The organism is Streptomyces sp. NPDC096205, assembly GCF_044763135.1.
Classification (GTDB): domain Bacteria; phylum Actinomycetota; class Actinomycetes; order Streptomycetales; family Streptomycetaceae; genus Streptomyces.
The window spans coordinates 466,745-478,799 of the sequence record NZ_JBIWFS010000009.1; the positions used below are offsets into that span (position 1 = coordinate 466,745).

Annotated in this window: 12 protein-coding genes; 3 read left to right on the forward strand and 9 right to left on the reverse strand. The window is 70.6% G+C overall.

Annotated elements, in window-relative coordinates; genetic code table 11:
- Positions 1 to 167 precede the first annotated feature (167 nt).
- Positions 168 to 452, reverse strand: coding sequence for a glutaredoxin family protein (locus ACIQ6Y_RS31775; protein WP_404044142.1), 285 nt, complete (start codon positions 450 to 452; stop codon positions 168 to 170).
- Positions 453 to 546: 94 nt separating this feature from the next.
- On the opposite strand from ACIQ6Y_RS31775, the gene ACIQ6Y_RS31780 reads away from it, so the two are divergent.
- From ACIQ6Y_RS31780 to ACIQ6Y_RS31790, 3 genes are all read left to right on the forward strand, one after another.
- Positions 547 to 1,458: an HAD family hydrolase gene (locus ACIQ6Y_RS31780; RefSeq protein ID WP_404044144.1), complete on the forward strand. Its 912-nt coding sequence runs from the start codon at positions 547 to 549 to the stop codon at positions 1,456 to 1,458.
- Between the two features lie 471 nt (positions 1,459 to 1,929).
- Positions 1,930 to 2,706: an ECF subfamily RNA polymerase sigma factor, BldN family gene (locus ACIQ6Y_RS31785; protein WP_404044146.1), complete on the forward strand. Its 777-nt coding sequence runs from the start codon at positions 1,930 to 1,932 to the stop codon at positions 2,704 to 2,706.
- 235 nt (positions 2,707 to 2,941) lie between these two features.
- Complete coding sequence (locus ACIQ6Y_RS31790) at positions 2,942 to 4,192, forward strand: DUF5667 domain-containing protein (protein ID WP_404044148.1); 1,251 nt, start codon at positions 2,942 to 2,944, stop codon at positions 4,190 to 4,192.
- Positions 4,193 to 4,275: 83 nt separating this feature from the next.
- Here the strand turns inward: ACIQ6Y_RS31790 and ACIQ6Y_RS31795 are convergent, their stop codons facing one another.
- The 8 genes from ACIQ6Y_RS31795 to ACIQ6Y_RS31830 form a co-directional block, all read right to left on the reverse strand.
- A complete protein-coding gene (locus ACIQ6Y_RS31795; RefSeq protein WP_404044150.1) occupies positions 4,276 to 5,307 on the reverse strand; it encodes a lysophospholipid acyltransferase family protein in 1,032 nt (343 codons plus the stop codon).
- Positions 5,308 to 5,321: 14 nt separating this feature from the next.
- On the reverse strand, positions 5,322 to 6,404 hold the full coding sequence (locus tag ACIQ6Y_RS31800) for an NAD-dependent epimerase/dehydratase family protein (RefSeq protein ID WP_404044152.1): 1,083 nt from the start codon (positions 6,402 to 6,404) through the stop codon (positions 5,322 to 5,324).
- Between the two features lie 243 nt (positions 6,405 to 6,647).
- The gene (locus ACIQ6Y_RS31805) at positions 6,648 to 6,746 is read right to left on the reverse strand and encodes a 30S ribosomal protein bS22 (protein WP_003948845.1); all 99 of its coding nucleotides are present in this window, start codon (positions 6,744 to 6,746) and stop codon (positions 6,648 to 6,650) included.
- Positions 6,747 to 6,921: 175 nt separating this feature from the next.
- On the reverse strand, positions 6,922 to 7,134 hold the full coding sequence (locus ACIQ6Y_RS31810; RefSeq protein ID WP_004984898.1) for a helix-turn-helix domain-containing protein: 213 nt from the start codon (positions 7,132 to 7,134) through the stop codon (positions 6,922 to 6,924).
- 129 nt (positions 7,135 to 7,263) lie between these two features.
- Entirely contained in the window at positions 7,264 to 8,079 is an 816-nt protein-coding gene (locus tag ACIQ6Y_RS31815; RefSeq protein ID WP_404044154.1) for a phosphatase, read from the reverse strand.
- Between the two features lie 809 nt (positions 8,080 to 8,888).
- Positions 8,889 to 10,061 carry an acetoin utilization protein AcuC gene (locus ACIQ6Y_RS31820; RefSeq protein ID WP_404044156.1) on the reverse strand — a complete coding sequence of 391 codons (1,173 nt, stop codon included), beginning with the start codon at positions 10,059 to 10,061 and terminating at the stop codon, positions 8,889 to 8,891.
- Positions 10,012 to 11,244 (reverse strand): MFS transporter, encoded by a 1,233-nt coding sequence (locus tag ACIQ6Y_RS31825; RefSeq protein WP_404044158.1) that lies wholly within the window; start codon positions 11,242 to 11,244, stop codon positions 10,012 to 10,014. Before ACIQ6Y_RS31825 ends, ACIQ6Y_RS31820 begins: the two co-directional genes overlap by 50 nt.
- A 55-nt stretch (positions 11,245 to 11,299) precedes the next feature.
- A complete protein-coding gene (locus tag ACIQ6Y_RS31830; RefSeq protein ID WP_404044160.1) occupies positions 11,300 to 11,950 on the reverse strand; it encodes an HAD family hydrolase in 651 nt (216 codons plus the stop codon).
- Positions 11,951 to 12,055: the final 105 nt, after the last annotated feature.

Below are 12,055 nucleotides of genomic sequence, written 5' to 3' on the forward strand. Positions count from 1 at the left end.
CCGGCGCGCGTCCGGGGAACCGGCGCCTGTGCACCGTCGTTCCTTCTGTCTTGGGGGCAAAACCGCACACTCTCCTCAACGATCCATGCCCCCGAGACCAGCTCGCCGTCGATCCTAAGCGACTTTTCGGACTACTTGTACTGGCCGGTCAGTGACTTACGGCTCTCCTACGACTCTCCGAGCGCCCGTCGCAGACGCTCCTCGTTCACGCGCCAGAAGGTGTGCTGCTCGCCGTCGACGAGCACCACGGGGATCTGCTCCCAGTACTGCCGGTGCAGTTCCTCGTCCTGGGTGATGTCCTTCTGCTCCCAGGGCACTCCGAGTTCCCCGCACACCTTCTCGATCACGGCCTGCGCGTCGTCGCACAGATGACACCCCGGCTTGCGGACGAGAGTGACGAGATGGTCCTGGGGAGAGCGGCGGGCCCTGCCGCGGCGGAAGAGGGGGCTCATACGAGTCATTGTTCAACGTCGCGGCCGTGAAGAGTTCACGGCGCCGGAACCTGGCCGGTCCGAAGCCACCGAACAAACTGGCTATGCTCACGCCATGGCCGCTCTCGGATGGCTCACTCCCCGTAGGCGCTCCGCCACGGCGCGGAGCGTGTTGGCAGGCGAGGCCTCGGCGGAGGCCGCGCGCAAGTCCGTGCCCGAGACCGCGGACGAGGAACCGCAGTTCCCGGTCTTCGGCGACGACAAGGCCGCGGCGTTCTTCGACCTCGACAACACCGTCATGCAGGGCGCGGCCCTGTTCCACTTCGGGCGGGGCCTGTACAAGCGGAAGTTCTTCGAGACGCGCGACCTCGCCCGCTTCGCCTGGCAGCAGGCCTGGTTCCGGCTGGCCGGCGTCGAGGACCCCGAGCACATGCAGGAAGCACGCGACTCGGCGCTGTCCATCGTCAAGGGCCACCGCGTCTCCGAGCTGCAGTCCATCGGCGAGGAGATCTACGACGAGTACATGGCCGAGCGGATCTGGCCCGGCACCCGCGGCCTGGCCCAGGCCCACCTCGACGCCGGCCAGAAGGTCTGGCTGGTGACGGCGGCCCCGGTGGAGATCGCCCAGGTCATCGCCCGCCGCCTGGGCCTCACGGGCGCGCTGGGCACGGTCGCGGAGTCGGTCGACGGCGTCTACACGGGCAAGCTGGTCGGCGAACCCCTGCACGGCCCCGCCAAGGCCGAGGCGGTCCGCGCCCTGGCCGCGGCGGAGGGCCTGGACCTCTCCCGCTGCGCCGCCTACAGCGACAGCCACAACGACATCCCCATGCTGTCCCTGGTCGGCCACCCCTACGCCATCAACCCGGACACCAAGCTCCGTAAACACGCCCGTCAACTCGACTGGCGCCTGCGCGACTACCGCACCGGCCGCAAGGCGGCGAAGGTCGGCATCCCCGCAGCAGCGGGCGTCGGCGCTGTGGCCGGCGGCACGGCAGCGGCGATCGCGCTGAGCCGACGCCGCCGCTAGGGGAGCGCCCCTTTCAGGGGCGCGGGGAACTGCGCGAGCACCCCGCACGGTCCGCGCTCGCGAGACGGCATGGATGGGGCAGCTCGGCGGGCGAGGTGTCGGCGGGGCCCAGCTTCCCGCGCCCCTAGGGCCTCGCCCTCGACACCGCATGCCCGCGCAGCGAAACGCGCCCAATCCAACGGACGTACCCGTCCGAGCCCCTGTCCAGTCACCTTGTCCGCGCACTGCCACAACACGCCCTGGTTCCAACCGGAATCCGAACCGATTCGATCAACAACCTGTCACTCTCCGGCAGTTGATCGAGCGTCAATCGGTTACAGAAGCGACGTAATCGATGATTTGAGCAACTCGGTGTAGCAGTGCCTGCACGAAGCGTTATTCTCCTCAGACGCAAACCGGTACCCCTCCGTCGCTACGACGGGTGAACGGTCCCGCACTGCACGTGATGGAAGCTCTGCCTCTGGGAGTCCCGTGTACCCACACGTCGGGGTTGACGCCTCGGGCCTGGCTACGCTGCGCGCAACGGTCCTCGACCTGTTGCGCGGCTTCGTCCCCACCGCGTACGCCGTCCCCGCCTTCGCCACCGCCGCGCCCCTCGGCCCGTGCTACGCACTGGCCGAGGGCAGCGCCGCGGTCGGCAGACGCGGACGCTCCGCCGGCGCGGCCGCCACCCCCGCACGCCGGCCGGCCGCCGACAGCGACAGCGCCCGCATGATGGACCTCGTCGAGCGCGCCCAGGCCGGCGAGGCCGAGGCGTTCGGCAGGCTCTACGACCAGTACAGCGACACGGTGTACCGGTACATCTACTACCGGGTCGGGGGCAAGGCCACCGCCGAGGACCTGACCAGCGAGACCTTTCTCCGTGCCCTGCGCCGCATCGGCACCTTCACCTGGCAGGGCCGCGACTTCGGCGCGTGGCTCGTCACCATCGCCCGCAACCTCGTCGCCGACCACTTCAAGTCCAGCCGCTTCCGGCTGGAGGTCACCACCGGCGAGATGCTCGACGCCAACGAGGTCGAGCGCTCCCCGGAGGACTCCGTCCTGGAGTCCCTGTCGAACGCCGCGCTCCTGGACGCCGTACGCCGGCTCAACCCCCAGCAGCAGGAGTGCGTGACCCTGCGCTTCCTCCAGGGCCTGTCCGTCGCCGAGACCGCCCGGGTCATGGGCAAGAACGAGGGCGCCATCAAGACCCTCCAGTACCGCGCCGTGCGCACGCTCGCCCGGCTGCTCCCGGACGACGCCCGCTGACCGCACCACCCTCGGTGACACCCAACTCACGGTCAGTGAAAGTCCGTTGACTTCTCGATCCGATCATCCGCAGTCCGTAACCCAAGTGCCACGCCGCTCGTTGTGCGGGATGCAGGCTCCCTGTGGTCACGTCCGAACCAGAGCCCGGTCACTCGATCGGGTGGAAGCGGTCCAGGACGTGCAACTTTCAGGATCCTCAGGGAGTCGACCGTCATGACGAGAGGAGGTGCCGCCAGTGATCGCGAACGTATCGGCGCACCGGCGGGCGAACGCCTTCGCCCAGGCCCTGGAGGAGCAGTCCGAGCAGGGCACGGCGGCCGAGCAGTCCGAGGGACCGGCACCCACCCCGGCCCCCGCGGAACAGAGCGAGCAGGGCCGCCTCTTGGCCCTGGCCGCCGGTCTCGGTGAGCTGCCCAAGCCGGAGCTGGACCCCGAGGTCAAGGTCGTACAGCGGGCCCAGCTCGTGGCCGCGATGGAGGCCATGCTGCAGACGGGCACCGCGGGGGGCGAGGCTACGGACCCTTCGGTACCCGAGCAGCGCTCCCGGAGCCGGGGCGCACACCGGGCGACACCACTGAGCAGATTCCGGCCACGCACCCGGCTGGCCAAGGGCCTCACCGCGGGCGGGCTCAGCGTGGGCGTCGCCGCGGGCGCGTTCGGCGGCGTCGCAGCCGCCAGCTCCGACGCCCTCCCCGGTGACTCGCTCTACGGCCTCAAGCGCGGCATCGAGGACTTCAAGCTCAACTACCTGGCCGACGGCGACACCGAGCGCGGCGAGGTCTACCTCGACCACGCCTCCACCCGCCTGAGCGAGGCACGCCGCCTGATGGAGCGCGGCCGCAGCGGACCCCTGGACCACGAGTCGCTCGGCGAGATCCGCCGCGCCCTGTCCGGCATGCAGCACGACGCCTCCGAGGGCCACCGGCTGCTGCGCGAGGCCTACGAACGCGACCCCGACTCGCTGGGCCCCATCCAGGCGCTGTCCAGCTTCTCCCGCTCCCACCGCGAGGCCTGGGGCGCCCTGCGCGACAAGCTGCCCCTCCAGCTCGGCGACGTCAGCGACGAGGTGTCCTCGGTCTTCGACGCCATAGACGAAGAAGTCGCCCCGCTGCAGTCCCTCCTGCCCCAGCCGCCCGCGCAGTCCGGCGGCGGCGCGGGCGGAGGCACCCGGCAGGGCAGCGGCCCCTCCCAGTCGACCGGCACCTCCGGCGCGGGCCGCTCCAGCGCACCCGGCTCAGGCGGTGGCAGCACCTCCGACAGCAGCCACGGCACCAGCACCAGCCGCCCGAGCGGATCGGCCGGCACCGACACCGACGAGGGCCTCCTCGGCGGCAACACCGGCGGCCTCCTCGAACCACCCCAGGAGCCCGGCACCGCCTCGCCGCCCCAGAGCACGACACCCACCGCCGAACCCGACGTCACCCTCCCGCCCCTCCTCCCCGGCCTCCTGCCGGGCCTGGGCATCGAGGGCGAGGACGCGAAGTAACGCCCTTACGGCGACGGGGCGCACCTCCTCATCAGCAGGAGGGACACCCCGTCGCCGTATGCGTACGGCTGTCTCGGTACGGCCTAGAAGAACACCGACCTGCGCTGCACCAGCAGCTTGTACAGCGTGTGCTGGATCTGTTCCCGGACCTGGTCGGTCAGGTTGAACATCAGCATCGGGTCCTCGGCGGCCTCCGGCGGGTAGCCGTCGGTCGGGATCGGCTCGCCGAACTGGATCGTCCACTTGGTGGGCAGCGGGATCGCGCCCAGCGGGCCCAGCCACGGGAAGGTCGGCGTCAGCGGGAAGTACGGGAAGCCGAGGAGCCGGGCGAGGGTCTTGGCGTTGCCGATCATCGGGTAGATCTCCTCCGCCCCGACGATCGAGCACGGCACGATCGGCACGCCCTGCCGCAGCGCCGTGGAGACGAAGCCGCCACGGCCGAACCGCTGGAGCTTGTAGCGCTCGCCGAACGGCTTGCCGATGCCCTTGAAGCCCTCCGGCATCACCCCGACCAGCTCACCCTGCGCCAGCAGCCGCTCGGCGTCCTCCGCGCAGGCGAGGGTGTGGCCCAGCTTGCGGGCGAGCTCGTTGACGACCGGCAGCACGAACACCAGGTCCGCCGCGAGCAGCCGCAGATGACGGCCCGCCGGGTGCTGGTCGTGCACGGCCACCTGCATCATCAGGCCGTCCAGCGGCACCGTGCCCGAGTGGTTGGCGACGATCAGCGCCCCGCCGTCGGCCGGGATGTTCTCGATGCCCTTCACCTCGACCCGGAAGTACTTCTCGTACACCGGGCGCAGCAGGGACATCAGGACCTGGTCGGTGAGTTCCTCGTCGTAGCCGAAGTCGTCGACCTCGTAGTCCCCGGTGAGGCGCCGGCGCAGGAACGCCAGCCCGCTCGCCACCTTGCGCTCGAGGCCGTTCTGCGGCTGCTGCTCCTCGCCCGTCACCGGCACATCGTCCTGCGCGGCCGCCCTCGTGGGCAGGGGCTCGACCTCGCGGACCGGCTCGGTGCCCTTGAGCCGGCTCCCCGCGCCGCGGCGCCGCGCGGGCCGCGGCACGCCGCCCCCGCGGGACCGGTCGTCGTCGAACGGAATGACCTTGGCGTCCGCCATCGTTGATGCGCTCCTCAGTCGGCGCTCTGCGTCCGGGGATGGGTCGGGGGCTGGGGCGTGGGGCTGTCGTCCGGTCGCGCCAGCGCGGCGATCCGGTCCACGGCCCCGGCGAGGGCCTCCGGCGGGAGGAGTCCGGGACCCCGGCTGCGGGCGAAGTCCGCGAACGCCTCCGCGGTCGTGTACTTCGGGTGGAATCCCAGCGTCTCGCGCATCTGGTCCGTCGACACCACCCGCCCGTGGGTGAGCAGCCGGATCTGCTCCGGCGAGAAGTCCGTCACTCCCAGCGTACGCACCATCGTGCCCGCCCAGGTGACCGCCGGCAGCAGCAGCGGCACCGTGGGGCGGCCCAGCCGCCGCGAGCACTGCGACAGCAGCAGGACACCGTCTCCGGCGATGTTGAAGGTGCCGCTGTTGAGGGTGCCGCGCGCCGGCTCGTGGGAGGCGATCCGCAGAACGTCCATCACGTCGTCCTCGTGCACGAACTGCAGCCGCGGGTCGTAGCCGAAGACGGTGGGCAGCACGGGCAGCGAGAAGTACGCGGCGAGCGGCGAGTCCGCGCTCGGGCCGAGGATGTTGGCGAACCGCAGCACGCACACCGCCACATCGGGGCGGCGGCGCGCGAAGCCGCGCACATAGCCCTCGACCTCGACCGCGTCCTTGGCGAAGCCGCCGCTCGGCAGCGACTTGGGCGGGGTCGTCTCGGTGAACACGGCCGGATCGCGCGGCGCCGAGCCGTACACGCTCGTACTGGACTTCACCACCAGCCGCTTGACCGTCGGGGACTTCTGGCAGGCGCCCAGCAGCTGCATCGTGCCGATGACGTTGGTCTCCTTGACCGTGGTCCGGCTGCCGCTGCCGAGCGCGGTGGCGGTGACGTCCATGTGGACGACCGTGTCGGCGCCCGTCTCGGCGAGCACACGCGCGATGGTGGGCTGCCGGATGTCGGCCTGGACGAAGGCCGCGCCGCCCAGGTGGTGCTCGGGCGGCACCGCGTCCACGGCGACGACCCGGTCCACGTCCGGGTCACGCAGGATCCGTCGTACGAACCGGCCGCCCAGCCGACGGGCCACTCCGGTGACGAGCACGACCTTGCCCAAGATCAGCGCCTTCCTTCCGCCTGGCGGTTCGGATCGGTTCCGGTTTCCCTGGCTCGTACCCTGCCGCGTTCCCCGTGTACGGCCAACTTAGCGGGTCGGCGTTGCGCTGTGATGACCTCCGGATGCGGGAGGTGACCGGAAAGAGAGGGGCCGGGGGATATGCGTGTGGCCCCCCACCGCAGGGTGGGGGGCCACAGCCACGCCGTCGTCGGACGGGCCACTACACGTGGCCGCCCGAGGCGCTTACTTCTTGTTGCGACGCTGAACGCGCGTGCGCTTGAGCAGCTTGCGGTGCTTCTTCTTGGCCATCCGCTTGCGCCGCTTCTTGATAACAGAGCCCACGACTACCCTCGCTCACTTCTCATCACTCGGTGCTGGGCGCCATGGGCCCATACGACCTACGAGGGGCTAGCCTACCCGCCCGAGGGCCGAGGTCGTAATCGAGGGGCTGGAGGAGATCCACAAGCGACCGGTATTGCCCTGCGTTGCCCGGAACGGATCTCCTCACCGGTGGCCGTCAGGCGGTTTCCACCCCCACGTAACTCTCCCGCAGGTATTCGTGAACCGCTTGCTCCGGGACACGGAACGACCGACCGACCCGGATCGCGGGCAGATGACCGCTGTGCACCAGCCGGTACACGGTCATCTTCGACACTCGCATCACTGAGGCGACTTCCGCCACGGTGAGGAACTGAACCTCGTTCAGAGGCCTCTCGCCAGCTGCAGCCATGACACACCTGAACCTTCCGCACTCGACGGCCACCGGCTTCCCCTTCCGGTGACTCTTCGTCGTTGCGTGCTCACTCCCCAATGTAGGGGCGGGTGATGCGAGTGGGGAAGAGGTGCACCCATCGGCGGCCTACTGTGACAGACACGCCCGATTGAGTACGTAGCGGGTAAGCGGACGGTAGTAATCGGACCGCACAGCGTCATCAAGTGGAACGGCCACGGACACCACGCCCTCCGCCTCGCCCACGAAGAGCGCCGGGTCGTCGGTGTCGCCGAGCCCGATGGCCTCGAACCCCAGCTGACCTGCCCCGCAGACCCAGCCGTGGTCGCCGATCACCAGCTCGGGCAGCGGGCCTCCGGCCTCCGCGGCAGCGGCCAGCGCCGTACGAACCGGGAGCGGTGAGTGGGTGTGTGCGCCGGTCGCACGACCCGGGGCGCGAGCGTCGGGGCCGCGCACCAACGCGACGCCTCGTACGTAGTCGAGGACGTGTGTACGTAGACCGAACCGGGTCGTTATGTCGACACAGCGACCCGTCGCTGGGGTGAGGACAGTACATCCCGCCGTCGACAGAGCGTCTGCGAGCTCGGCGTAGAAGCCGAGCAGCCGGTGAGGATGTCCGGTGCCCAGCAGCACGGGCACCCGGCGCCGGGCGGCGGCCCCGACCCTCTCCGCGAACGCGTCCAGCGCGGTGAGCGTCCGCTGCGGGTCGATCACATCATGCCCCGACGTGCAGCGCGGATCGGCCGAAACCCCGCACTTGTCCGCCATGAGCTCGATCAGATCCCGCTGCCCCCACGTCCACATCGGATCGAGCCCGATCAGCACCCGGGGGTCCCGCGCCGCGAACAGCCGATAGCTCCGCAGGCTCTCCTCCCTCGACGTCGCCACCGCCCCGGCGATCCGGGCAGCGACGAGATGCGCACGCAGGGCACCGGGACTCACCATGCGGCGATGGTGACGGAGGGGGCGAGGAGGGGGGACGTAAACAGGGGTAACACCCCACGGTTGGCGTAACGGCGCGCCGCGCACGGTTCGGGAGCCATCCACCGTGGACGACCGCGGGCCGTCGCAGGCCGATCGCGCAGTTCCCCGCGCCCCTGGGGACATCCAGCCGAGGTCCGTCCCGGCCGCGGGTGTCCGCGAGCGGCTCAGCTGGACGCGTGAGCGAGCCGCATAGCCGCGGGCATGCGCGAGCGGCTCAGCTGGACGCGTGAGCGAGCCGCATAGCCGCGGGCATGCGCGAGCGGCTCAGCTGTACGCGTGCACGACCCGCTCAGCTGCGGGCGCGCGGGACCGCTCAGCTACGGGCGGGCGCGAGCCACTTACCTGTACGCGTGAGCGAGCCGCATAGCTGCGGGCGTGCGCGGCCGCTCAGCTACGGGCGGCCGAGCGGCTCAGCTGGACGCGTGAGCGAGCCCGCATGGCTGCGGGCCTGCCCGAGCCGCTCAGCTGTACGCGTGAGCGCGCCGCTCAGCTGGACGCAGGCGCGATCCCGTCAGCTGCGGGCAGGCGCGAGCCGCATAGCTGTGCGCGTGCGCGAGCCGCATAGCTGCGGGCAGGCGCGAGCCGCTCAGCTGTGCGCGTGCGCGAGCCGCATAGCTGCGGGCAGGCGCAAGCCGCATAGCTGCGGGCAATCGTGCCGCTAGGGCGGCACGGGTGGGCGCAGCGGCACCTCGTAGCGCTGAGCCGCGCGAACGCCCCGTCCTCAGCCCAGACCCACCCGCACAGCGAAAACCCGCCCAGCGACCACGCCCCTACGCCAACAACCCCCGCAACGGAAACACGGCCCGCCGAGCAGCCAGCACGGCCTGGTCCAACCGGTCCGCCGGGTCGTACCCCGCCTCCCAGTCGGCGAAGGAAACCGGCCACCGCCCATCGGTCATCCGCATCGGCGCCAACTGCCGAGTCCGCGCGTAGACCTCCTGCCGCCAGCTCTCAGGAATCACCGTCTCCGGCCCGATCTCCCGCCCCGCCGCGATCCCCACCAGATGCGTCCAGGACCGAGGCACGACGTCCACCACCGCATACCCGCCCCCACCGAGCGCGATCCACCGCCCGTCGGCGTATTCATGCGCCAGCGAGTGACAAGCCACCTGCACCGCCCGCTGCGCGTCCAGCGAGACCGCGAGATGGGCCAGCGGATCCTCGAAGTGGGTGTCGGCGCCGTGCTGTGTCACCAGCACCTGCGGCCGGAAGTCGGCGATCAGCTCCGGCACGACCGCGTGGAACGCCCGCAGCCACCCCGCGTCCCCGGTCCCCGCCGGCAGCGCGACATTCACCGCGCTCCCCTCCGCCGAGGACGCCCCGGTCTCCTCGGGCCACCCGGTCTGCGGGAACAGCGTCCGGGGATGCTCGTGCAAGGAGATGGTCAGCACCCGGGGGTCCTCCCAGAACGCCGCCTGCACCCCGTCCCCGTGATGGACGTCGACATCGACGTACGCGACCCGCTCCGCCCCCAGCTCCAGCAGCCGCGCGATCGCCAGCGAGGCGTCGTTGTAGATGCAGAACCCGGCCGCACCCCCGGGCATCGCATGGTGCAGCCCGCCCGCGAAGTTCACCGCGTGCAGCGCCTCCCCGCGCCACACCGCCTCCGCCGCACCCACCGACTGCCCCGCGATCAGCGCCGACACCTCGTGCATCCCGGCGAACGCAGGATCGTCCAGCGTCCCGATCCCGTACGACCCGTCGGCCCCGCCCGGATCCGCCGAAGCAGCCTTCACCGCCCGCACGTAGTCCTCACGGTGGACGAGCCGCAGCGTCGACTCCCCCGCCGGCTTCGCCGCCACGACCTCCACGTCCCGGTCCAGCCCGAACGCCCCGACCAGACTCCTGGTCAGGGCGAGGCGGACCGGGTCCATCGGATGCCCCGGCCCGAAGTCATAGCCCGTTACTGCCTCGTCCCACATCAGCTGTGCGCGGCCGCTCATGTCCGCCACCGTATCGGTCCGGTTGAGCCGCGAACGACCGGGCATACACGAGCGTCACCAGCACCAACACCATCGGCACCAGCATCGCCCCGCGATAGCTCCACGTGTCCCCGAGCGCCCCCACCAAAGGCGAGCCGATCAGGAACCCGACGTAATTGAAGACGTTCAGCCGCGCCACCGCCGCATCCGACGCCCCCGGGAACAGCCGCCCCGCCGCCGCGAACGTCTGTGGCACCAGCACACACAACCCCAGCCCCAGCAGCAGGAACCCGAGCATCCCCACCCACGCCCCGGGCGCCCCGGCCACCACCGCGAACCCGACCGCCGCCACCAGCGCCCCACCCCGTACGACCGCCACCGCCCCGAACCGCCGCACCCCGAAGTCCCCGAGCGTCCGCCCCACCAGCGTGGTCACCATGTAGACGTTGTACGGGACCGTCGCCAGCTGCTCCGAGCTGCCCAGCACATCCTGCAGATACTTGGCACTCCAGTTGGAGACGGTCGAGTCCCCGATGTACGCGAAGGTCATCACCAGGCACAGCGGCAACAGCATCTTGAAGACGACACCGCTGTCCCCGGCACCGGCGGTGTACTCCCCGCCCTTGCCTCCGTCGCCCCCGTCACCTCCGCCGCCGACGTACCACCGGCTCCCCACCAGACACAGCGGCAACAGCACACCGACGACCGGCAGATAGGACACGAACAGCGCCAGGTCCCAGTGCGCCCCCACCCACGCCAGCGAGGCCCCGAGAATCCCGCCCAGGCTGTACGCCGCATGGAACCCGAGCATGATGCTGCGCCCGTACGCCCGCTGCAGACTCACCCCGAGCATGTTCATCGAGGCGTCCAACGCCCCCACGGCCAGCCCGAACACCCCCAGCGCCACGGCCAGTTCCGCCATACGGTCCCCCGCCCCCACCCCGAGGAGCGCCAGCAGCACGACCGGCTGGGACCAGCGCAGCACGGCACTGGCCGGTATGCGCCGTACCAGCCACTCGGTGCCCACACTGCCCGCCCCGGCCAGCACCGGCACGGCGGCGAGGAACGCGGGCAGCAGGGCGTCGGAGACCCCGTACCGGTCCTGAACGGCCGGGATGCGTGTCACGAGCAGAGCAAAGGCGACGCCCTGCGCGAAGAAGGAGAACGCCAGCGAAGCCCTGCCGCGGCGCAGCACATCAGTCATGGCGGCGAGCGTAGGGCCCCGCGGTCCGGCTGGATACGCCGAAGCTGAATTTTCCTCAGCTTCGCTGCAACAGCCCGGCCAGCTCCTTCATGGAGGAGAACAGCAGCGTGGCCCCCGCAAGCTTGGTCGCAGGCGTCATCGCCGTGAATCCATACACATCCATCCCGGCCGCCACGGCCGCCTGCACCCCGAGCGGGCTGTCCTCGACGACCACACACCGCTCGGGCGCCACCCCCATCCGCTCCGCGGCATGCAGGAACAGATCCGGCGCCGGCTTCCCCCGCCCCACGTCCTGCGAGCTGAACACCCGCTCCTCGTCGAACCACCGGTCCAGCCCGGTCGTCCGGTGCCCCACCCGGATCCGCTCATGACTCCCCGAGGACGCCACGCAGTACCGCACCCCGGCCGCGTCGAGCCCTTCGAGCACATCGGCGGCCCCGTCCACCGCTTTCAACTCCCGCTCGAACGCCGCGAAGACCCTGCCGTGGAAGACATCGTCGAACTCGGCCGGCAGCCGCTGTCCGGTCCGCTCCTCGATCAGATCGTGGATCCGGTGCATCGCGGACCCCATGTAGTCCCGAATGGAGTCCTCGTACGTCGTCGGATGCCCGACCTCGGTGAGGTACTCGGCCAGCAGCCGATTGGAGATGGGCTCACTGTCGACGAGTACGCCGTCGTTGTCGAAGATGATCAAGTCATAGCGCATAGGGTGAGCCTAAACGCAGAAAAGGCCCACACCATAAGGTGTGAGCCTTTTCTTCAATGATTGTTCGGCGGCGTCCTACTCTCCCACAGGGTCCCCCCTGCAGTA